This is a genomic window from Paenibacillus sp. P13VS (genome assembly GCF_015143645.1).
In the GTDB taxonomy this organism is placed as follows: domain Bacteria; phylum Bacillota; class Bacilli; order Paenibacillales; family Paenibacillaceae; genus Paenibacillus; species Paenibacillus xylanilyticus_A.
Genome location: NZ_WYEV01000004.1, coordinates 280,986 through 304,719 on the forward strand (window position 1 = coordinate 280,986; position 23,734 = coordinate 304,719).

Consider the following 23,734-nt stretch of genomic DNA (forward strand, 5'->3'; position numbering starts at 1 on the left):
CTACATACATATGGATGAAGGGTGTCGATGGAGACATGAGCAAATGGTTTACAGGCATGCAGCGCAAGATCAGTACGTTCCTGTTGTTTACACTGATCACTGCAGCAATATGGGGTGGAGGTAATGCAGCACAGGCAGCTTCCCTCAATCAATCTACGGTGTATTACGAGTCAGACGGCGTATTGTACAAAGTATCCGGGGATGGCAGCAATACGACAGAAGTTTTACTTGATTTTCAGGGTGTGGACCTTGTAGCAGCAGGTTCTCACCTCTACTACACTTCATCTGAAACTTCCACAACACTGCTTCGGGTCCCCAATGACGGATCGCGCGATACCGCCGAGACGTTTGCAAGCGACGTTCTGCGTTACGATACGGATAACGGATTCATCTATTACATGGATGCGAAAGGTTCGATCTATCGTGCGAGTGGTGATGGTGAGCGAACTTCCGTTAAAAAGATCGCAGACAAAGCAGATACGGATTTCCCGCTGCTCGCTGTCATTAAGGGCCGCGTGTATTACAACGCCCTCGTTAACGGCAATACCTGGATCGTCTCCAAAGCTACAAATGGCAGCGGAACGGTACAACGAATTGCTGAAGGCGCAGTGGAAAGCACTTATTTTATGAATCCGGCAAAAAACAAACTGCAGCTGATGGTTAACACCAATCCTTATGAAACCTACTACTCCACCAATGCTGTGGTCATGTACAACGTGAACTACAGTACAGGCAAGGCGAGTGCTGTGAATCCAAAAGCCAAGCTGGACGTGAACGCAGTATACTCCGGTGGCTGGAGCAGCTCGTTTTACGTGTACAACAAAGGAATCAGCCTGGACAGCAACAAGGATTACAACTATGCAACAGGCAAAGCTTTTGCCCTTACGACATCGGGCAAGACATTCCAGCTTCATAGCAAAAGCATCCGAGAAATAAGTGCACTTGGCACAGACAAGGCAGTTATCATTGATGCAGGTAAAAAAGCGTACGCAAAAACCGTATCTGGCAGCAAGGTCACCAAAACGACCAATCTAAATTTGTCTAACGTCAATTACGTTGGGGATCAGCTGACCAATGGCACCGCAAAACTTGCCTACATTTCTGGCGACAAGGGCCTCTACGCTGTAAGTTCGGCGCTCAAAGTAACCAAACTGGTCGGGGATGAATGGGACACCTTCCATTTCAGAGATGACGTTCCAGGCATCTTCTACATTAACGCCAAAGACCTCTATCGTTTGTATCATATCCAGGCGAATGGCTCAGGTAATAAAGTGTTAAGCGAAGTATTCCTGGACGACATTCTGTTGGTAACACCAAACTGAATTTCTTAAATAAAGAGGATTACCTTGCAGCCCTGCGGCTCCTGGTATCCTCTTTTTATATGTTCACAACTATTTTTGAAAAACGTCTTCCATATGAGAATGATAATTGTTATCATTAAGAAAATGAGACAAAAGGATGGTCCGTATGAATGAACAGCTTCCCTTCATTTCTGAAACGTCAACTCTACCACTCCTCTCTTCCATGTGCCGTGTACGCCGTGGAGAGAATTTCCGTGTGCATGGCAAGACGGTTTCCCGGCCTATGCTGTGTCTTGTTTTGCAAGGAGAAGGTGTCCTGATTCTTAATGATCAAATACATAAAGCCCGCGCCCATCAACTATTTGTACTGGAAAAAGGGACCACGATTGAGGCTGCCTCCCGCTCCGGTATTACGGAATGTATTCTCCTATCGATGAACACGGTCCAGTTGAAGCAAGTACGTGGTGAATGGAAAATGATTTCTGATCCCTGCCTACCCTTCCAATGGTCAACGGGTCCTATGCCTGTTCGTCATGAACAGCAGATGGTCGCACGCATGGAACAATTATATACAGCCTATCAGGGCGTTCAGCAGGAACATTTTATTAATATACACACGCAGCTCCACGAATTGTTGCAGTACATTTCCGAGAATCGTCTAGAAGCCAATCATGAGAAAGTCGACCCTGCCCTGGAGCGAAGCATTATGTATATGCACCGATTCATGGGTGAAGGCATAAGTATGGACCAGCTGGCCAAGATCGCCGGCCTGACTCCGAGCTCATATTCCCGCAGCTTCAAGAAGGCCAAAGACATGTCGCCAACAGATTACCTGAATCGACTGCGGATTGAAGAAGCCAAACAACAATTGCAGCTGGATCCATGTTCAATTAAAGATGTTGCTGAATCTGTAGGTTATGGCAATGAGTATTATTTTAATCGCAAATTTAAACAAGCTGTCGGTATCTCACCCACTATATATATGAAGAGAGAACAATTGCGAGTAGCAACGGCTTCCGTTCTGGGCTTGGAACATAACTTGTCTTCCCTGGGGCTAGAAGCGAATGCGACGCTAAACGGATTCACAGATCAGGAACTGAGCGAGAACGAACACCAGCATAAGCTCACATTGCAATTCAACAAGCTTCGCCAATCCAAGCCTGATCTGATTATTGCCGACACCCATCATGAACCCTATTACGATAAACTGAAAAGTATTGCGCCAACCGTGCTTCTTGAGCCTGTTCAGGACTGGAAACACATTCATTTCCGTATTGCCGAGCTGGTTGGACGAGAAAAACAAGCCTTGGATCATTTCAAACAGCTTGAATTCAGAACGCTGGATGTGGGCAAACGTCTGCAGCAGTTTTTTGACCATGAACGGGTTACACTAGTGGAGGTTAAGCCTCCAATGATCCGGCTGCAGGGTACGATCAATCATCCCCTGAGCCAATTGTTGTATACCGAATTGGGGCTGCAGCCTGCACAGATTGCTCCGCCAGAACACCAATGGGTCGATTACCCTGCTGAGCGCATCCCTCTGCTGGATACGGATCACTTGTTCATCCATCGTCTCTCCATGCATCCTGCCAGCGAAAAATTGCTGCGGCGGTTAAAACAGACGTCTTCATGGAATCGTTCGCCTGCTGTACTTGGTGGCAATGTACATGATATTTCAAGCTGGCTGATGATGAGCTGGACACCTTCGGGACGTCACCGGATTATGGATGAGCTTATACACATCGCAGAGCAGCACGCGGCCCTCTCTCATGCCGGACTGATCGGGCAATTCTAATGCATTTGGAACGAAATCTGATTTTTTTTCTTCATTATAAATACACAGCAAAAAGGCGCCTCAATAGGAGAGCGCCTTTTGGGTTCTGCTTAAGAGTTATCTTGAATCTCTTCCCGCGGAACCAGCTTATAGATTTCTTCATCTTCCATGGTGTCGATCAGTCGGTCCAGCCATTTGTAATATGCTTCCGCTTGCAACACTTTATTTTTGTCTACCTTTAGAATGTGAAGAAGTTCGGCATCTGCTTGCTCGTCCAGGTCTTTAATCAAACGATTCAGCTCCTCAATGGACTTGCGCAGCACCTGAAGGTTACTCTCCACAGCTTTTCTCCATTTAATCGCAAAATAATCCGTAAACGTCTGATGCCAGTCATACTCCACTTCATATAGGTCTTTCCGAGAGCCCTTGCTCCATACCTTATTTACCATTTTCAGATCCAGCAGTGTTCGTACGCCGGTACTCATGCTCGTTTTGCTCATTTCCATTTCCCGGCCCATATCGTCAAGGGTCATTGGTTTGTCTGCAAAAAAAAGCAATCCATATAAGTGTCCCGTGGACAGCGTAACACCGTATAGATCCATATTACGTCCGATAGCTTCAATGACGCGTTTACGGATTCTAAGAACGGTTGCCTGCTGTTCTTCTTGTAAATGGTCCAAGCCCATGCTTGCAACCTCCATTCTGAACATTCCCAGTCTTGGCACAAATAATTGCAACCATACAAGATCCTGCTTACATGGGAAAGCATCCGGCCGGACATCCTATACGCCAGAGGGCTTTCATTCACCCAATGTATGAAAATGGAACCTCACCAGGTTGCATCTGCCTACGACTATCTTTAACCAAAAAACAGCTTAAATTAGCTCATTGTCTATTGTAGGAAAAGCAATATCAAATGTAAAGCTGCCTCATTAGGCATAATAAGGAGTAAAACAGAGCATTTGGACGGAAAACTTTGTACAGTTTTTACTGTACAAACATTATGTACTGTTTATTCAGTTGATATACTGGTTAAGTATTGATACAATACAAAACGTTACCCAGAAAGACGGGAAGCGAAGCAACAATTACCGGATTTCGTGGCTGGGCGCACAAGTGTATGGGCTTGTGGATGCTGAAAGCCGTTCGAAGTGCACAACACATCAGAAGGGGTGAAAACATGACCATACTTGAAGTAAAAAATGTAAGTAAACTGTTTGGCCCCCAAACCGAGCAAGGTCTGCAATTACTGGAGCAAGGTTGGGGCAAAGAAAAGTTGGCCAAAGAAAAACAGATAACGGTTGGTGTCAACCGGGTCAACATGGAAATTAAGCAAGGTGAGATTTTTGTCATCATGGGACTTTCAGGAAGTGGTAAATCCACACTGGTTCGAATGTTCAATCGACTGATTGAACCAACATCCGGTGAGATTCTCGTTCATGGCAAGGATCTACGTAAAATGAACAAAGAACAATTGCGCGAAGTACGCCGGAAAACAATCAGCATGGTATTCCAAAAATTTGCGTTGTTCCCGCACCGTACCGTTCTTGATAATGTGGAGTATGGACTTGAAGTCCAAAAGGTGGACAAAGCTGTTCGCCGGGAAAAAGCGAAAACCTCACTTGAACTGGTTGGCCTCAAAGGCTGGGAAGATAAGATGCCAGATGAACTGAGTGGTGGTATGCAGCAGCGTGTCGGCTTGGCTCGTGCGCTAGCCAATGACCCGGAAGTACTTTTAATGGATGAAGCGTTCAGTGCACTAGATCCACTGATCCGCCGGGATATGCAGGATGAACTGATTGAGCTTCAGGATAAAATGAAAAAGACGATTATTTTCATTACCCATGACTTGGACGAAGCGCTGCGCATCGGTGATCGTATTGCCCTCATGAAGGACGGCGCTGTCGTGCAGATCGGTACTCCGGAAGAAATTATGATTCAACCGGCCAACTCTTATGTGGCCCGCTTCGTCGAAGACGTGGATTTGTCCAAAGTCCTCACTGCATCACATGTTATGCGGCGCCCTGAAACAATTACGCTTGACCGTGGTCCTCGTGTTGCCCTCGAATTAATGCGCGAACGTGGTATTTCCAACCTGTTTGTCATTGACCGTTCGAAGAAATTGCTTGGTGTCATTACAGCAGATGATGCATCCCGTGCGATGCGTGAAAACAAAGTACTGAACGACATTCTGATCACGGACGGCCCGACTGTGGCACCTGAGACCCTGATTCATGAATTGTTCGAAATGGTAAGTTCAGCACATGTGCCTCTCGCGGTTGTAGGTGAAAATGGCCGCCTGCAAGGTGTTATCGTCCGCGGTGCCCTGCTGGGTGCGCTTAGCGGAGAAGTTGCAGTAAAGGAGGAACTTGTGAATGATTCCCAAAATACCACTAGCGTCGTGGATTGAATCCATCGTTGACTGGATGAGCTCCTCGCTCTCCGGATTGTTTAGAGTTATTTCTGTTGTTATTCAGGAGGTTGTCGGATTTTTCTCCGGGCTGTTCATGCTCCCGCATCCGCTCCTGTTCATTGCGATACTGGGTGTTTTAGCGTTCCTCGTGGGTCGCCTCCCATTGACACTATTTACGGTGATCGGGTTCCTGCTCGTGGATAACTTGGGATACTGGTCCCAATCGATGGACACACTCGGTCTGGTTATCACATCAGGACTGATCTCCATTCTGATCGGTGTTCCGGTCGGAATCTGGCTGGCTTACAGCAAAACTGCAGCACGCATTATTACACCGCTGCTTGACTTCATGCAGACAATGCCTGCATTTGTTTACTTGCTGCCAGCCGTAACCTTCTTTAGTCTCGGTGTCGTTCCGGGTGTTATCGCATCTGTTATCTTCGCGATTCCGCCAACCATTCGTCTGACTCATTTGGGGATCAAACAGGTTTCTGGCGAACTGGTTGAAGCAGCTGATGCATTTGGTTCGACTTCCATGCAAAAACTGTTCAAAGTACAGCTTCCACTCGCCTTGCCTACCGTCATGTCGGGGATCAACCAAACAATTATGCTGTCGCTGTCCATGGTTGTCATTGCATCCATGATCGGTGCACAGGGTATTGGTGCGGAAGTATATCGTGCGGTAACACAGCTTCAAATTGGTAAAGGTTTCGAAGCAGGTCTGGCTGTCGTAGTACTCGCGATTGTACTCGACCGTTTCACGCAAAATCTGTTTATGCCTGGTCGGAAAAAGACCTCTCGTGTATCTTCTAAACAGAAAGCTTGGATTGCCGCAGCAGCTACACTGGTGGTGCTGGTTGCCGGTTTCTCCCAATACTTCACGGGCGGTAATACTACATCTGCCGGCGGTAACAACACAGCAGCCAATGCTGTAGGTGAAGAAGTCAATTATCAGATTATTGGTATCGATCCAGGGGCTGGTATCATGAAGTCCGCTGCCAAAGCGATCGAAGACTATAAACTGACTGACTGGACTCTTATTGAAGGCTCTGGTGCAGCCATGACGGCTACGCTGGACAAAGCGATCAAAAATGAGGAACCAATCATTATTACAGGTTGGACTCCGCACTGGATGTTCAACAAATATGATCTGAAATATCTGGAAGACCCTGAGAAATCTTTCGGTGATGCGGAAGAAATTCATACCATCGCCCGTAAAGGTCTGAAAGAAGATCACCCTGTTGCTTACGAATTCCTGTCCCGTTTCCAATGGACGTCGGATCAAATGGGTGAAATGATGACTGCTATTCAGGATGGCACATCCCCCGAAGAAGCAGCCAAAGCATATGCTGAGAAACATGCAGATCAGATTGCTGAATGGACCAAAGGTCTGACTCCTGTTAACGGCGACACATTTAAACTTAGCTATGTGGCTTGGGATTCCGAAATCGCAAGTACCAACCTGCTGAAATATGTGATGGAAAACAAACTGGGTTATAAAGTTAATGCTCTGCAAGTCGAAGCCGGACCGATGTGGACAGGGGTTGCTTCAGGTGATGTCGATGCTTCTCCAGCAGCTTGGCTGCCACTTACTCACGCTGACTACTGGGAACGTTACAAAGACCAGGTGGAAGATCTCGGAGCCAACATGACAGGTGTACGTACCGGTCTCGTTGTTCCTTCATACATGACGGACGTGAATTCGATTGAAGATCTGGAAACTGGAGCTGCTTCCTCCGCGCCAACGGCGAATGCCAATGTAGGTGATGAAGTGAACCATCAGATCATCGGTATCGATCCAGGTGCCGGCATCATGAAATCCACAGCAAGTGCTATTGAACATTACGGTCTGTCCAACTGGAACCTCGTTGAAGGTTCCGGTGCAGCCATGACAGCTACACTCGATAAAGCCTTCAAAAATGAAGAGCCCATTATCATTACAGGCTGGACACCACACTGGATGTTCAATCAATATGACCTGAAGTATCTGGATGATCCTGACAAGGTGTTCGGTGACGCTGAAGAGATTCATACCATTGCACGCAAGGGACTGAAAGAGGATCAACCTGTTGCCTATGAATTCCTGTCCCGTTTCCAATGGACCTCGGACGACATGGGCGAGATGATGATCGCCATCCAGGGTGGCACTTCACCAGAACAGGCAGCTAAGGATTATGCTGAAAAACATGCAGATCAAATTAGCGAATGGACAAAAGGTTTGACGCCTGTTAATGGTAAAACCCTTCGTCTCGGTTATGTTGCATGGGACTCGGAAATTGCAAGCACCAACCTGCTAAAATACGTGCTTGAGACAGAACTGGGTTATACCGTCAATGCCCTGCAAGTCGAAGCTGGTCCGATGTGGACCGGGGTAGCCACAGGTGATGTTGATGCTTCACCCGCTGCTTGGCTCCCGCTCACCCATGCAGACTACTGGGAAAAATATAAAGATCAGATCGATGATCTGGGTGCCAACATGACAGGTGTCAAAACCGGACTTGTTGTCCCTGCGTATATGGATGTTCAATCCATTAACGATTTAAAAGATAATTAAACCAAATCGAGTTGAATCAACCTCAATTTGGAAAAAAGACCACCGAAAAATTCGGTGGTCTTTTTTATTTGCTGCTTTTTCCGGAAATTCGAGCAGGCTGAATTCATTAATGCTAGATCTCATATGAGATGTACTTCTAATGGAGCTATGTAGGTATACTTTGAACTGAACTATTTCTTTATCCGATAAGTAACAATAACACACCAATTGTAATGAGTATTACACCCAAAATGCCATAGACTACCCTTGCTGCCTGTCGCCCAATCGTTTTCACGAAAAGTCCTGCCTGAAAGGTACTCATGAACCAATCCCAATTCTTCATACCACCCAACATGCTGAAAATCCCTGCGATTATGGCAACCAATGCAAGCAAGATCGGTTGATCCTGCATATCATCACCCCTTCCAATATAATCCTGTTTACTATACTCGCTCATGGTGAAAATGAACAGTAATTAAATAGTAAAAAACGGCTTACAGATTGTGATCTGCAAGCCGTTGAATTGAGTGCTAGAAATTAAACTCTTTTGAGATTTGTAGGGATTTGAACAAACCTGACCTGCTTCTGATTACGAAGCATCATTTCTTTAATACGGATCTGGTTATAGCTCACTTGCCGACATCAGCAGCGTCACCACTTCTGCACGGGTCGCATTTACAAGTGGATTAAACCTGTTATTGCCTGTGCCCTTAATCAATCCAGCTTCATAAGCTGCTGCAATGTAAGGAACTGCCCATGCCGGAACTTGATTTGCATCTGTGAAGCTTAACGTGGCATTGGATTCGATCGGAAGTCCCAGCGCTCTTACCAGCATGACTGTCATTTCCACACGTGATACGTTGCCTGATGCACGGAATGTCTCATCGGTATATCCGCTGATAATGCCTTGCTCAACTGCCTGAGCTATAAACGATTGTGCCCACGCCGGGATTTTATCAGCATCCTTGAACGTTAACGCTTTGCTGCTGGCTGGAAGCTCGAATGCTCTCGCAAGCATTACTGCAAATTCAGCACGTGTAGCCGAAGCATTCGGACGGAAATTACCGTCTGCATATCCGTTCACAATTCCCCGGGAAATGGCCTGTTCGATTGCAGCTGCTGCCCAGTGATTAACGATATCCTTCAGAATGACGCCCGGATTCGGTGTTGTCGTTCCACCATTTCCATTACCCGGAACGGATGGCGTTGTTGGTGTCGTTGGAGTGGTCGGATTGGTTGGCGTTACCGGGGTTGTTGGTGTTGTTGGTGTCGTTGTGCCTCCACCACTATTGCCACTGCCCGGATTGCCGCCATTGTTGCCACCGCCATTCCCAGGATTGCTTCCATTTCCGTCACCTGGAAGCGGAGCTCCTTTCAGATCCGTACTGCGTCCTTCTGTTGTCTGATTAACTACACCCACTCGATCCAGATGCTCATGGAAGACCTCATAGTCTACCAGGTTGAGTTCGTAGAATCGGTTGGCATCCTTCGCTGCTCTCATGGAGCGGTAGAAGTCTCCCCCATTCGCCATAAAGGAGTTCGTTGCCACGATGTAATATCCGTTTGGATCGATATCCGTGTACGTACCATCCGCATTTTTGATTTGCACTTTCAGTACGCGTTGACCTACTTGCGTCACGGTATTGGTCGCAGAATCAATTTTCTCGCCCGGTTTGGTAGAATCGTAGTAGAAGCGCATGCCCGATACTTGTGGGAAGCGTCCTTCTCCTGTTTCCACACCACTCACACCATTTTCGAGAGCAGCTGTAATTTCCTTACCTGTCATTTTCAGTGCAGACAGATTGTTACCGAATGGCATCACGGTGAGCAGGTCGCCCAACGTAATGTCACCTTTCTGGAACGATGCCCGGATACCACCGCCGTTTTGGATGGCTACATATCCTTTCACGTCGTTTTCCTTAACGATGGATTTCACTTTTTCCAGCATACCGTCTGTCATAAGGTTACCCAGGTTGGTTTCCTGCTTGCGCACGTTACCACGTTCTCCATCAAGGAATACGTTCGTTTTACCGATGACTTCTTTCTTGAAATCTTCCAGCAGTGGTGCATATTCTGCCAGCTTGGCTTTTGCTGCCGGGTCATCTTGGTATACATATTTACCCGCAGAATCCTTGGCATCCAGGCTCAGCAATTTGCCGTTCCACGTTTTCAATACACCCTCTGCATCGAACGTGACATCCAGTTGACCCAGAGACACATCATATTCTCCCGTTTGGACAACCAGAATCGGTTCAGCATGAGCTTCGACCACAACAGGCTCGCTTAGAATTGTATGGGAGTGACCACCCACTACAATGTCGATGCCTTCCACGGCTTCTGCCAGCTTCAGATCTTCCGAGTACCCCAGATGGGTCAGTGCAATAATTTTGTTAATGCCTTCTTGCTCGAGCATGGCAACTGTCGCTTGTGCACTTGCAATGTAGTTTTCGAATTTCAGATCATCTCCCGGTGAGGACAGGGATACGGTATCTGTCGTCGTTAAGCCGAAGATTCCGACTTTCTCGCCGTCCACTTCCGTAATGATAGCCGGATAGATCTCAGCATTCTCAGCTGGATGTCCGATCGTATCTTTGTATAAGCTGCCCAGGTTGGCATCCTTCGTAAAGTCGATATTGGCACTAACGAATGGGAACTTCGCTTTCTCAATGAATTCCTTCAGCACGCTTGTGCCTTTATCAAACTCATGGTTACCAAAGGTCATTGCGTCGTATCCGATCATGTTCATGAATTCCAGATCCGCTTGACCGTTGAAGAGATTGAAATACAAGGTTCCAGAGAACACGTCTCCGGCATCCAGCACCAAGGTGTTCTCGTTGCGTGTTTCTTTGATCGCCGTTACGCGGCGTGGAATGTTATCCAAATGCGCGTGCGTGTCATTCGTGTGCAATACACGAAGGTTGAAGTCGCCCTCTTCTTCACTGCTGCCGATGCTCAATTGTGCAAGCAGTGGATCATGGTCACTGACGCGTCCATCCGCTGTTTCAAAATCCGCATTCACATGCACCACTTCAATGGCTGCCGTTTCAGACAGATTTTTGCTCACCAAAATGTGGTCCAGTGTTTGTGAATTACCGTCATAGATGTAGGAATAGCGTTTATTTTCTGGCAGCTTATTCACCAGATTGTCCAGTTCGTTGCCTTCGATGATATTCAAAGTCTTGGAGAACTGGAAGTCATTGAAATCCCCAAGCACAGCTACATTTACGTCAGGATCTTTATCCAAGAGTTCTTTCACAAAACCATTCACAGCCGCTGCCTGTCTGGCACGCTGAATTTCACTGCTTCGTGTCGCAGGCTGAATACTACCATAAGGCTTCAGATCGCCACCTTTGGAATTAAGGTGATTCGCGATCACAACTACTCGTTCTCCATTAAATTCGAACTCAGCTGCTAGAGGTTTACGTGAGCTGGCAAATGCATCGTTTGTGGGATCAATACGCCCTGGATTCAGGGACAGTGTTCCATCCGATTCCACTTGGATCGCTGTTGTAGCATCTCCCTTAGTTCCTTGTTTCAAAGAAACTCGCGCCTCGTTGTACAGGAATCCTACACGAATGTTGGCACCCGGAGCCCCACCATCCAAATTGTTTACCGGAGCAATATCCGTGTACTTATAAGTAGGACCACCATTACTAGCAATTGCATCAATTAAGGTCTGGAAGCTCGCATCCGCAGCAGTTGTTCCACTGTCCGTTGCTCCATCGTTATCCTGCACTTCCATGATACCAATAACATCAGGATTCTTGAGGTTGTTAACCACAATACTACCGATTTTCACTGCTCTTGCAGCATCCTTCTGGCTGAAATTCTCCACGTTGAAGGTTGCAATCGTCAGTTTATCATCAGCTTGCTCAATTACCGTTGTTGCCTGTTTAAGGTCACTCGAAATAATTGCCGGCAAATCCCCTTCCGGAGCTACCTTATAATTGCCGTTAGCGTAAGTCATCACACCTTGGACAGAATCCGCAAGCTTGTCCCCCGTTTTAACAGCCTGAGAAGGCTTTTTATTGATAAACAGCCGCTGTGGATTCAGGGAGCTCTCGAATGGTTCGGCCCCATCTCCAGTCAGAATAACTCCCCCTGCAGGCGTTCGTAACGGATTGTTTTCACCATTATCTACTACGACTGCCAGTCCTGGTTCACTGGAATACGGACCGATAATCGTGGCTTGATCAAGCTGTACTCTCATGCCTTCCAAACTCTCGTAAAAGTCGATTGCATCCACATCCGGATTAAACTCACCGAACTGATCCGAATCAATTACGGTAGGAATCATACGGCCATTCTTCCCAAGGATAACAGGCTCGGGCAGCGTCTGATTTTCACCTTCAACCGTAATCCCTGTAGCAACAATTTCTGTTGTTGCCAGCTCCGTCGTTGCTGTCGCATATTCCTTCACTTGACCGGATACGCTGACTTTGTTTCCTACCACCATGCCGTGAGTGGATTTATAAATAAGGATACCCTCAGATGTTTTTATGTCGTCATCTTCCATGCCAGGAATCTCCTGCATATAGAACGAACTTGCATTGACAACATGAGTCACGATACCTTCAACATTTTGGACAGCCAGACCATCATACAGGGATTTATGAGATGCTCCTTGTATATCGTGAATTCTCAGGTTGTCCAGTTCCTGAAGAACGGTGTAAGCAAAGCTATATACATCACTTGTGTTTCCGCCTGATACGGCGATCGCTTTAACAACCGTATCTTCGTCTACTGTGATCGGGCCACTATAAGGTGTAGATGTTTGGGTGGGTTCTGTTCCATCAACCGTGTAATAAATTTCCGCTCCTGCTGTTGGTGAGGATAGAGTCACGGTTGATCCTTTGACAATACCACCCGACGGGGCACTGGCTGTTACGGAGAGCAAATTTTCGACAACATCTGCTGCTGTACGTGGAATCAGCTCAAGGCCATAGCTTGTGTGATATGTCATGACGCCTGTCACTTTTTCGTATGTTTTGCCTGCTGCCAGTGCGGTTGGACTATTCTTCGCATAGATCGTGATTTCTGCACCATCGGCATCTGTCGCATAAAAGGTAGAACTGCTGCTTCTTGTCACTGTGACTTCATTCACTTCGACAAGCATCCCCTCAAATATACCGCCTGCACCCTTGCCTCCGCCCTCAGCCGGCATGAAGTCTTTGGATGTCAGATTGATCGGTGCTGGAATTTCTTGATTCTTGTCCAGAATTTTGATGTAACCGCCTGGGAACCCGGCCTTGTCTTTCTCTATCTGAAGCAAACCATTATAAATAGTGATTGGGCCATATGCTTCAATACGGTCTCCCGGCTCTACTGTGGAATCCGTTCCACGAACGACGATTCCGGCATTCTCATCCTGAATATACAGATTGGCCATACCTCCAGACTCTTCGCGGTAGGTCACAATCCCTTGAACGGTAACCTGGGTGTTCTCCGATTGGTTTCTGGCACTGGAGATGGAGATCGGTGTATTATCCACGATCGTATAATCGAAATTGGTAACATCACTATTTTCTAGACCGTCTTTTGCTGCATAGGTTTCAATATAAGTTGCATCATTTACTTTAATGGGAACGGTGTATGGGAGATAATCAGTGTCATCCTTTTGCTTGTAGTAGACTGCGGCACCAACTGTGGTTGTTGCAAGAGTAACCTTTGTTCCAGCTGGAACCGTTCCTGAGGAGGGATTAGCGGTAACGTTTGCCACTTTGGTTTCAGGCGTCTCATCAATCAGTTGGAAGGTAGTAGTTGAGGCAACGGAGCGTATCCCTTTAGAACTAAAGTATTGAGATAACGTGCCATTGTTAATACGAACTTTGGATTTATACAAGGAAGGATTACTTTGTAGTCCGAAAACGCTTCGGGGAGCAGATGTAGGCACCTGAACAGGCATCATCTTGCTGATATTGGTTTCTTCAGGGCTATCAGCGATTGCAAAATTAGTGTCCAGTGTAAAAGGTGAATTCAGATTGACGTTTGGACCATTACTAAACGTTCCTACGACATAACCTTCCACCGTAGCGGATGAATCATTTGATTCCATAGATAGTGCCTGAGCGACCGTCAACGGTTCATCCGCTGCAGCTGCCTTGCTGTTAAATAACCCAGCCGGAATAGCCCCTGTAATCAGCAGCACCATGGCTAAAAATAATCTGAGCCAACTCCTTATTTGCTTACTATGCATCCTTTTCCTACCCCCATGTCTCGAATTTGCAATCATTTGTTCAAAGAGCTTGTACATTGGTTCAAATATAAGATAACTGAACTCCTTTATGATGTAAACCAAATTCTTGTTGTTTGATATAAATTAGTACATATACTTTACACTGTTTTAATAAATCGTGTTTTGAAACCAATTACAGGACCACATTTCAATAAAAAATGTGACTTTATGACTCTAAATATTCAATAAACCATGCGCATTTGACTATTTCAAGTTAGGTATTATTACATAAGGTTTTAATCAAATATTTTTCTCGACATAAACTGATAACATTTTAATATTCAAAGAAGTGTTAACCCGAATCTTGATCAAGCTTTTAGACACAGCAAAACGATGCGACGTTCCATCAAGAGCGCCGCATACGCTGTGTTGTTATATAAAACTTCGATACTGTACCTAACGGATGATCCGGTTCGATTTGTACGCTTTTTCTTATTTCTTCACAGTACTGTTATACTGGGCAATCTTGTCTGTAATTTGTTTCGCAGCAGCATCGAGTGCTTCTTGCGGTGTACCTTGTCCGTTTAGTACAGTCTCAATCGCTCCTTCGACAAGTTGTCGAGCCTCCGGGAATACGCCCATTACCGCCCCGGATGTTGCTGTCGAATCAGCGGAAGCGTGCAATTGGTCGACTGCTGTCTGGAATTGCGGGTACTTCGCCATATTATCCTTTAATACTTGCTGATCGTAGGCTGCTGTCGTAATTGGGAAGTATCCTGTCGCAACACTCCAGTTGGCTTGTACTTCAGGTGTCGCCAGGTACTTGATGAATTCCCAAGCAGCCTGCTGCTGTGCTTCCGACTTGTTGTTCATGATGTACAAGCTTGCCCCGCCTACAACCACGCCGCCTTCTTTGGCATCTGCCGGACGAGGCAAGAAGCCTGTTCCCAGCTCAAACTTGCCACCAGCACCTTCCACAATTTTGCGCAAACCAGCGGTGGAATCCAGTGTCATACCAATTTGCTCTGCGGTAAATGCCGCCGTGGTATCATCTGTGCTGCGACCCAGATTAGAGAGTGTCTTCTCATCAATCATCTTTTTCCACCATGTCAGTGTCTTCACACCCGCTTCAGCATTCAAGAGAGATTCTGTCGCAGCGCCATCTCTTCCGTTACCATTGTTTACATAATCTGCATTCTGGTTTGCGAAGAACTGCTCCATGAACCAGCCGTAGATGGCCATGGATGCACCCGGCTTGCCGTCTTTCGCCAGTGCTTTCGCCGCTTGTTCAAACTCTTCATACGTCTTCGGCGGATTCTCTGGGTCAAGACCTGCTGCCTTAAACATATCTTTGTTGTAGTATAGAATCGGGTTCGAGGTGTTGAAAGGCATGGCGTTCAGTTTGCCATCAATCGTGTAATAACGGATGATATTCGGCTCCAGTTGGGACAGGTCGAACTTGTCTTTGTCGATAAAATTCTGTACTGGTGTGATCATGCCTGAATCGATCATAAACTTGCTGCCGATCTCGTATACCTGGATGATGTCCGGACCGCTGTCCGATCCCATGGATGCTTTCAGCTTGTTTAGACTCTCATCGTATTTCCCTTGATAGATTGCTTTTACCTGAATATCCGGATGGCTTGCATTGAAATCGGAAGCGAGCTGGTTAATGGCTTTCTCCCCTGCTCCGGACATGGAATGCCACCACGTCAGTTGAGTCGGCTCAGCAGCTGCCGCATCCGCTTGAGCTCCACTTACCGGACTGCTTGTCTCTGTTTTGCCGCCGCAGGCGGATATAACCAACATGAGTGCAGCCAACATCAATGCAAATGTGCCTCTTTTTTTCAAACGCATAATCTCTCTCCTTTTATTTGTGGCTCATTTCAAAAATCAATCTTGGGAATTCTGCAAGGTGGCCGTTGCGGTCACGAATCGTTCTTCAGATTGCTGTTATCCCCGGATTCTTTTATCCACTCTTTAGAGGGATCATCCGGTGCTAAACGCAAACGCTTCGCTTCTTCTGAATCGACTTCGTCCCCTCCACTACTTTCGCAGTTTCTCCAAAAATGATTTTAAGAGTGCGCCTTATTTATTCGCTCTTGGGTAACAAAACCTGCCATCCTGAATGCACAACATATTTACTTAACTAACCCTTCAGCGCGCCTGCAGCCATACCCCGGACAAGCTGTTTCAACCCAAAAACAAGCAGCAGCAGCGACGGCAGGATAACTAGTGCCGTTCCGGCAAATACCAGGTTCCACGCCGTGGATTCCTGGAACTCCAGCATCGAAATTCCGATCTGCACCGTTCTCATCTCTGGGGTGTTGGTTACAAGCAATGGCCAGAGATACGAGTTGTACATATTCAGGAATGAATAGATCGCCAGCGTTCCTAATGCAGGACGGGATAGCGGCAGAACATGGGATACAAAATAGCGGATATGTCCGCACCCATCGATCTTTGCCGCCTCAAACAGCTCCTTCGGCAGCTGCATGAAAAACTGTCTTAACAGGAATGTGCCGAATGCCGTGGCCAGAAATGGTACGGTAAGCCCTTGATAGCTATCCAGCCACCCCCAGCTGCGGATCGTCAGATAATTGGGAATCATGGTGACTTCCCACGGGATCATCATCGTTGCGACGAACATGCTGAAAATGATATTCTTCCCTTTAAACTGCATTTTGGCAAAAGCATACGCAGCCATACTCGCTGTTATCAGCTGTCCAAGCATCGTCAGACCTGCAACCAGGAATGTATTTCCGATGAAGGAACCGATGGGAACAATATCAAACACTTCGGTAAAGTTGGATAAATCGATCGACTGCGGAATGATATGCGGCGGATAGGCACTGGCATCCTCAGGCGTCATGACGGCCATGAAAAAGGTATACAGCACCGGATACAGCACTAGCGCCGCACAGATGGTAAGCAATATATACAATAGCGATTTCGTCCACGGTGTCTTCATTGATAATGCACTTTCCTTTCCACCCACTTGAACTGAATCAGGGTCAGCAGCATAATGACCGCGAAGAGAATGAGTGCCTGTGCACTTCCCGTTCCGAAGCGGAAATTCACGAAGGCTTCCTGATAGATGGAATAGACGAATACATTGGTACTGTCCATTGGGCCCCCACGGGTTAATATGTTAATCTGTCCAAACGATTGGAAGGCTCCGATGATCGAAACGACTGTAACAAAAAACAGCGTTGGTGAAAGCAGTGGCATGGAGATTTTACGAAACGTAACCAGAGGTCCTGCACCATCAATCTTCGCACTTTCATAGATCTCATCCGGGATGCCCTGCAATCCGCTGGACAAGATAATGTAATTGAATCCAAGATTCATCCAGATTGTCATGATGGAAATGGAGACTAGCGCCCAATCCGGACTGGTCAGCCAGGGGATTGGATCGACGCCCACCTTGCTAAGCAGATAATTCAACATGCCCAGAGTCGGGTGGAACAGGAACTTCCAGATGACAGCCGATGAACCAACCGATAATACAACAGGCAGAGAGAACACAAACTGGAACAAGCGCATGCCCTTGAAACGATTGTGAGTCAGCGCGGCCAGAATCAGGGCAGCCAATATGCCGGTTGGCACCGTAAACAGGACAAACAGCAGCGTTACTTTCATGCCCTGTAAGAACAGTCCTGACTGAAACACAGCCTTGAAGTTGTCCAGTCCCACATAAGCCGCGATTTGGCCGGTTGGATCGGTGGAGTGCAAGCTCAGATAAACAGACTTGAACATCGGGTAAAACAGAAACACTGCAAACAAAAGCAGCGATGGTGCCAGGAAACCATAGGCCAGCAGATTCTCCCGCATCCGCTGTACTCGCAGCGAAGCTGTCCGGCGCTCTTTGGTATCGGATACGCGCCGTCTGGCGGCGGGCAAGCTGATCCGGTTGTCAAGCTCACTCATCGGATTTTCTTCCCCCTTGGTCTATGCATTCGGTGTGTGAATGTAACTTAAGCTTCATCAACACCACATCATCTAGTGTAAAAGTCGAATGTCACAGCAGGATTCACTCAGAATCAACTTCACGTTAATCGTGGACAAGGGACTTTACATATGAATGAAAATTCAGATCGACAGGTTGGAGGCTTATAAACGAACGAAAAAACCGCAGCAATCCCCATTCCGGGATATTCCTGCGGTTCATTGTGTAAACGAAATATAAACGGGGATGCCGTGATACCCTCATCCTTTTTTTACAATAATCTACAATACGTCCACATGAACTTGTCGATTCATTTAAGATAATTTCATAATAGCGTCAGCACGAAAAAGGCAAAGTAATCGATGGAATTCAGATAAGGCGCGACTGCCCAAAAGGCAGTGACACAGCTCTATCGATTAAGATGATAAGGTACCGTCGTCACGATCACGTCTTTATAATTAATCAGATAAGCCCGGATCATGAAGCTGGTCTGGTTATGCAGTACATTTTGCCACCAGTGCTTGGTGATGAACTGCGGAATCAAAATGGTGATATGGTCGGTCTCGGCCGTTTTCCACTCCACAGTATCGATGAATTTCTTCAGCGGGCCCATAATGCTGCGGTATCTCGATTTGATAACAACCAGTCGCACACCCGGGTTCCATTCCTCCCACTTCTGCTCCATCTTGCGGATGGACTCATCATCGAATCCGATATACAAGGCCACCACATGATCCGACATCGTCTGTGCATAACTGATCGTGTTCATGACCACCCGCGTAATCCCAGCTACCGGAATGACAATTGTATTGCCTTTTTGCGCTGGCTTATCGATCTTAATATCAATGCGCAGCTCATCTGCGATATTGCAGTAATGGCGGTGAATACGCATGAAGACATATACAACAAGCGGCAAAAAGATAAAGATGACCCACGTTTGCGTGAACTTGGTGAAAATGAAGATCAAAGTGATCGACAGTGTGGTCAGCATACCAATCGTATTCACCAGCAGCTTCATCTGCCAGCCTGACGGCTTCACTTTGATCCAGCGAATCATCATGCCGAGCTGCGACAGGGTGAATGGGATAAACACGCCCACCGCGTAGAGTGGGATCAGGCTTTCCGTATTTCCTTTGAATCCAACAACAAGCAAGGCAGACATGACACTCAGAAAAATAATGCCGTTCGAGAAGCCCAGCCGATCTCCCCTAACCATAAACATATGAGGCATATATTTGTCCTTGGCCATCATGAAGGACAGCAGCGGGAATGCGGAATACGCTGTATTCGCTGCCAGAAATAAGATCAGTGCCGTTACACCTTGAATGATAAAATACATCCACCCTCTGCCGAAGGTTGCTTCGGCAATCTGTGAAATGACCGTAGCATGGGGATCCGGTTTTACTCCATAACCGAAGGCGAGCAACGTGATCCCGATAAACATAACCCCGAGAATACATCCCATGAGCATCAGCGTGCCAGCTGCATTTTTCTCGGCAGGCTGCTTGAAGTTCGGGATGGCATTACTAACGGCCTCCACACCGGTTAGAGCTGAGCAGCCGGAGCTGAATGCCTTCAGCAGCAGAAATATACTCACATGCGACAGACTTGTTCCGAATTCAGGCGCGGCTGCTTCCATGCCGCCTGTCAGAAACTTAATGCCGCCCGATATAATCAAAACCGCAATTGAAAAGATAAACAGGTAGATCGGAATGGCCAGTACGGAAGCCGATTCCGTAACCCCCCGCAAATTCATAATCGTCAGAAAAACAATCATTATTAGTGCAATCACTACGCTGTAATCATGAAGCACCGGAAAAGCCGATGTAATGGCATCCGTCCCTGCAGATGAACTTACAGCAACCGTTAGAATATAATCGACCAGCAGAGATCCTCCAGCAATTAGGCTGGATGTTGTCCCCAGATTATCCTTGGCTACGATATACGCACCGCCACCTGTAGGATAAGCAAATATCGTCTGACGGTAGGAAAAAATTAAAATGACGAGTAATCCGAGTACGGCGATGGAAATGGGCACAGAATACCACAAGGCGGCAAATCCGGCCGCTACGAGCACCAGCAAAATCTGTTCCGTTCCATAGGCTACAGAGGATAGCGCATCGGAGGACAGGATGGCGAGTGCCTTCCATTTCCCCAACTTTTCTGCATCCAGTTCAGCCGATTTCATCGGTCTGCCGATTAAGATTCTCTTCATTTTGCCAAGCATGATCATTACTTCCTTCCATCTCTCATCTGTGAAGCATTGTTATTATGCAAAATCCGAAGCTCCCTGACAATACGTCATTTCACCCGAAAATCGCCAGCGTGTGATAATGCATCCTACGATTCAATAATGGATAACAAAGCGGTTCTTTATCAGCGTTTTGAACTTTTTTGAACCAAAATGACGTTTGTTAGCCGAAAAATAAGAAATGGCCCTCGGTTTATTGAACCAAAGGCCATTCATTTTTAGAAGGTAAATGCATGTATTTATGAAGTTACTTTGTACCGTAAAGGCTCAGCAGCGAATCTTTGGCATTAACCTCTCCCTCTGTTTTAAGCGGCTGCACTTGCTGGTAATTAGCAGAGTTCGTCACAATAATCGGCGTTACCGTAGCATATCCGGCAGCCTTGATCTGGGCAATATCGAACTCTAGCAGCAGATCTCCAGCATTCACCCGATCGCCTTCCTTGATATGCGAGACAAAATGCTGCCCATCCAATTTGACGGTGTCCACACCAACATGAACTAATATTTCCGCACCACTGTCGGATACGACAGCCAGTGCGTGTTTTTTCTTGAAGGCCACCGTAACCGTACCATCAAACGGAGCTACCACTCTTCCTACACTTGGCTCAATGGCAATCCCCTGCCCCATAGCACCGGACGAAAAAGCCGGGTCCGGAACTTCCGTCAGATTAACGATTTTGCCCTGGATCGGGCTGAGCACCAGTTGGTCTGCTGCCTGCGTCGAAGGTTCCAATTGAGCGGCTTTCTCGGCTGTATCGCCTTTGTTCTCTTCTTCACTCACCGGATCTTCGAAGCCCATAATATACGTTAATACGGCCGACACGATAAAGGAAACGACAATTCCAATAATTAATCCCGGGAAACCTTGACCGCCTGGGCCGTAGAAGATCGGCAGGGTCAGCAACCCCGGAGCACCAGATGCGAAAGCCTGGGTCCCCGCTTGGCCGATAATCGCGCCTCCGATCGCACCTCCGATAAGACCTGCAATAAATGGGCGTTTCAGCGGAAGTGTAACCCCATAGATCGCCGGTTCAGTGATCCCGAATAAAGCCGTCAGCGTGGAGGACCCTGCAAGGGTTCTCAGCTTTTTGTTCTTCGTTTTAAGCATGACCCCAAATGCAGCTCCCGTCTGAGCGAATACTGAAGCTGTTGCAGCAGGCTTAATGCCATCACGGCCGTGAACCGCGACATTGTTGATGAAGATTGGCACCAGGCCCCAGTGCACCCCGAAAATGACGAACAATTGCCAGCCCGCACCCATAACGGCTCCCGCAAGCAAAGGACTGAAGCCAAATGCGGCAACCAGAGCTGATGCGATGGCGTTACCTACATATACACCGAATGGTCCAAATGCTATTAACGTTAGTGGAACCATGATGACTAAGAGCAGCAGCGGCGTAATGAAGTTTTTGACACTCTGATGGATCACTTCACTGAACCATTTCTCCAACAAACTCATCACGATAACCGATATGATGATGGGAATAACAGTTGATGAATAACTCATCATAATTACCGGAATGCCAAAGAAATCAGTTTGTGTACCTTCATTTTTCAACGTAATAATGGTCGGATATATTAATGCGCCCGCAATGGTCAGCGCAACGAAAATATTCCCCTGAAATTTCCGTGCAGTTGTAACCGCTAACAGCATCGGCAGGAAGTAAAACAGACTATCTGCAGCAGCATAAAGGATAATATAGGTTGTGTCCGTTGTTTCAAGCCAGCCTGCATTGCTGGCGATCAGCAGAAGTCCCTTCAAAATCCCGGCTCCCGCCATGACACCCAAAAGTGGAGCAAAGATGCTTGAAATCACGTCGATAATGCCGCCAAGACCTTTGACGGATTTCCCCGTTTTTTCCTTGGGTGAGGAATCATCCAAAATGTTGCTCACTTTTCCGATAGCACTGTAAACCTCGGGTACCGTATTGCCAACGACAACCTGGAACTGTCCACCGTTCTCCTTTACGGCAATGATACCATCCAATTTTTCCAACTTGCTCTTATCGGCTTTGGCGTCGTCTTTTAATACAAACCGCAAGCGTGTTGCGCAATGCACCAGAGAAACGACATTTTTCTCCCCACCGACCAGCTGAACGATATCTTTGGCCAGCTTTTCATGACTCATATTCTGCACCCCCATGTTTATTGACGACAGGTCTTTGATTTTTTGCACGCAAAAAACCTAAGCCTTGAAGAAAGGTGCACAAACGATGCATCCTTTTCATGGCTTAGGTTTTGCCTGCATAACCAGTAACAATCCCAGTTAAATCATATGTTCTTCCTGTTAATCACATAATATAATTATAAAACCATTTTTGTCAACATTTATTTATTAACGATTAACTACTCTTTCAATATGCACCGTCAGATACAGTTTTTCTTCGTTCGTCAGGTCGTGATCGTATTCCTTTTTGACAAACATTTGGATTTTTTCCGTGCAGGCCGCTGCTTCTTGATGCTTCTCTTTAATCATGTCGTAGATATGGTCATAGTTGTTGTTATAATGTGTTCCATTTAATACTCGCTGCGAGAAGAACTTCAGATGGGTGATGAACCGAAAATAGCTAAGGGATTCCTCGTCAAATTCCATCTTGAAATGATATTTCGCAATGTTGATGATTTGCTGAATGAATTTGGTCATGTTCATCGTGGTCACAACTTCTTCATTCATTTCTGCATTCACGATATGCAGCGCGATGAAGGCAGCCTCATCTTCGGGAAGTTCGTATCCAAGCCTGGATTTGATCTGTTCCAGCGTGTTCAATCCTAGAATAAATTCAGACTTATAGAGCTGTTTGATCTCCCATAACATCACATTTTTAATATCGACACCCTCGCGATAGCGTTCGATTGCAAAATGAATATGATCCGTCAAGGAGACGTAAATATTTTCATTCAGGCTTCTCCCCATGTTATCCTTAGCGTGGGTGATGACCTCCTCGACAATTTCGATCAGTTCGATCGGAACTTCACGCAGCAGCATTTTGAAATTATCAGAAGTCTGCTTATTCTTAAGGGCAAATACCTTCTGGATGCGGGTCTCGTCTACTTTATCTCCCGGTTTCTTCTTGAAGGCAATTCCTCGTCCCATCACGACAAGCTCAGCCCCGTCTGTCTGATATGTGCTGATTACATTGTTGTTAATGACCTTGGCTATTTTCACTTCCATCCCCCATTCACGATCCACTCGTAACTACAACCTATCGCATTTTGGAGATGCAAAAAAAACCTGAAGCAGTACAAAACGGAAAAACGTCCTGAAACGTTATTCTCGGAAGACGGACAGCTTTTTGCCTAAGGCAATTAACGCCCTTTAGAGCGTAAATACCCGGTAC

The 23,734-nt window shown here is 46.7% G+C and carries 13 protein-coding genes; 4 read left to right on the forward strand and 9 right to left on the reverse strand.

Annotated elements, in window-relative coordinates; translation table 11 throughout:
* The first annotated feature begins 35 nt into the window (after nt 1-35).
* Both GUA98_RS11115 and GUA98_RS11120 read left to right on the forward strand, forming a co-directional pair.
* On the forward strand, nt 36-1,322 hold the full coding sequence (locus tag GUA98_RS11115; protein ID WP_193723047.1) for a DUF5050 domain-containing protein: 1,287 nt from the start codon (nt 36-38) through the stop codon (nt 1,320-1,322).
* 202 nt (nt 1,323-1,524) lie between these two features.
* The gene (locus GUA98_RS11120) at nt 1,525-3,096 is read left to right on the forward strand and encodes a helix-turn-helix domain-containing protein (protein ID WP_227779579.1); all 1,572 of its coding nucleotides are present in this window, start codon (nt 1,525-1,527) and stop codon (nt 3,094-3,096) included.
* Between the two features lie 89 nt (nt 3,097-3,185).
* Here GUA98_RS11120 and GUA98_RS11125 read toward each other — a convergent pair whose 3' ends face one another.
* Nucleotides 3,186-3,761, reverse strand: a complete 576-nt coding sequence (locus GUA98_RS11125) for a GbsR/MarR family transcriptional regulator (RefSeq protein ID WP_153977333.1) — start codon at nt 3,759-3,761, stop codon at nt 3,186-3,188.
* Between the two features lie 494 nt (nt 3,762-4,255).
* Between GUA98_RS11125 and GUA98_RS11130 the strand changes: the two genes are divergently transcribed.
* On the forward strand, nt 4,256-5,485 hold the full coding sequence (locus GUA98_RS11130) for a quaternary amine ABC transporter ATP-binding protein (RefSeq protein ID WP_153977332.1): 1,230 nt from the start codon (nt 4,256-4,258) through the stop codon (nt 5,483-5,485).
* Nucleotides 5,451-8,042: a glycine betaine ABC transporter substrate-binding protein gene (locus GUA98_RS11135; RefSeq protein WP_193723049.1), complete on the forward strand. Its 2,592-nt coding sequence runs from the start codon at nt 5,451-5,453 to the stop codon at nt 8,040-8,042. Before GUA98_RS11130 ends, GUA98_RS11135 begins: the two co-directional genes overlap by 35 nt.
* 178 nt (nt 8,043-8,220) lie before the next feature.
* On the opposite strand, the gene GUA98_RS11140 is transcribed toward GUA98_RS11135, so the two are convergent.
* The 8 genes from GUA98_RS11140 to licT all read right to left on the reverse strand — a co-directional run bounded on the left by GUA98_RS11140 (nt 8,221) and on the right by licT (nt 23,562).
* Entirely contained in the window at nt 8,221-8,433 is a 213-nt protein-coding gene (locus tag GUA98_RS11140) for an immunity 17 family protein (protein ID WP_193723050.1), read from the reverse strand.
* A gap of 210 nt (nt 8,434-8,643) precedes the next feature.
* On the reverse strand, nt 8,644-14,172 hold the full coding sequence (locus GUA98_RS11145) for an S-layer homology domain-containing protein (RefSeq protein ID WP_227779580.1): 5,529 nt from the start codon (nt 14,170-14,172) through the stop codon (nt 8,644-8,646).
* 516 nt (nt 14,173-14,688) lie between these two features.
* Nucleotides 14,689-16,053, reverse strand: coding sequence for an ABC transporter substrate-binding protein (locus tag GUA98_RS11150; protein ID WP_193723052.1), 1,365 nt, complete (start codon nt 16,051-16,053; stop codon nt 14,689-14,691).
* Between the two features lie 292 nt (nt 16,054-16,345).
* A complete protein-coding gene (locus GUA98_RS11155; protein ID WP_193723053.1) occupies nt 16,346-17,167 on the reverse strand; it encodes a carbohydrate ABC transporter permease in 822 nt (273 codons plus the stop codon).
* Nucleotides 17,164-18,126, reverse strand: coding sequence for a carbohydrate ABC transporter permease (locus GUA98_RS11160; RefSeq protein ID WP_193723054.1), 963 nt, complete (start codon nt 18,124-18,126; stop codon nt 17,164-17,166). The genes GUA98_RS11155 and GUA98_RS11160 overlap by 4 nt, the downstream gene beginning before the upstream one ends.
* Before the next feature lie 428 nt (nt 18,127-18,554).
* Nucleotides 18,555-20,372 (reverse strand): APC family permease, encoded by a 1,818-nt coding sequence (locus GUA98_RS11165; RefSeq protein WP_095360663.1) that lies wholly within the window; start codon nt 20,370-20,372, stop codon nt 18,555-18,557.
* A gap of 271 nt (nt 20,373-20,643) precedes the next feature.
* Nucleotides 20,644-22,524: a beta-glucoside-specific PTS transporter subunit IIABC gene (locus GUA98_RS11170; RefSeq protein ID WP_193723055.1), complete on the reverse strand. Its 1,881-nt coding sequence runs from the start codon at nt 22,522-22,524 to the stop codon at nt 20,644-20,646.
* A gap of 207 nt (nt 22,525-22,731) precedes the next feature.
* A complete protein-coding gene (gene licT, locus GUA98_RS11175; protein ID WP_127538299.1) occupies nt 22,732-23,562 on the reverse strand; it encodes a BglG family transcription antiterminator LicT in 831 nt (276 codons plus the stop codon).
* Nucleotides 23,563-23,734 lie beyond the last annotated feature (172 nt).

Coding starts and splice junctions, on each gene's coding strand:
- GUA98_RS11140 (WP_193723050.1), bottom strand. CDS start 8,433: ATGCAGGATCAACCGATCTTGCTTGCATTGGTTGCCATAATCGCAGGG.
- GUA98_RS11150 (WP_193723052.1), bottom strand. CDS start 16,053: ATGCGTTTGAAAAAAAGAGGCACATTTGCATTGATGTTGGCTGCACTC.
- GUA98_RS11170 (WP_193723055.1), bottom strand. CDS start 22,524: ATGAGTCATGAAAAGCTGGCCAAAGATATCGTTCAGCTGGTCGGTGGG.
- GUA98_RS11165 (WP_095360663.1), bottom strand. CDS start 20,372: ATGCTTGGCAAAATGAAGAGAATCTTAATCGGCAGACCGATGAAATCG.
- GUA98_RS11155 (WP_193723053.1), bottom strand. CDS start 17,167: ATGAAGACACCGTGGACGAAATCGCTATTGTATATATTGCTTACCATC.
- GUA98_RS11115 (WP_193723047.1), top strand. CDS start 36: ATGAGCAAATGGTTTACAGGCATGCAGCGCAAGATCAGTACGTTCCTG.
- GUA98_RS11130 (WP_153977332.1), top strand. CDS start 4,256: ATGACCATACTTGAAGTAAAAAATGTAAGTAAACTGTTTGGCCCCCAA.
- GUA98_RS11120 (WP_227779579.1), top strand. CDS start 1,525: ATGTGCCGTGTACGCCGTGGAGAGAATTTCCGTGTGCATGGCAAGACG.
- GUA98_RS11145 (WP_227779580.1), bottom strand. CDS start 14,172: ATGGTGCTGCTGATTACAGGGGCTATTCCGGCTGGGTTATTTAACAGC.
- GUA98_RS11135 (WP_193723049.1), top strand. CDS start 5,451: ATGATTCCCAAAATACCACTAGCGTCGTGGATTGAATCCATCGTTGAC.
- GUA98_RS11125 (WP_153977333.1), bottom strand. CDS start 3,761: ATGGGCTTGGACCATTTACAAGAAGAACAGCAGGCAACCGTTCTTAGA.
- GUA98_RS11160 (WP_193723054.1), bottom strand. CDS start 18,126: ATGAGTGAGCTTGACAACCGGATCAGCTTGCCCGCCGCCAGACGGCGC.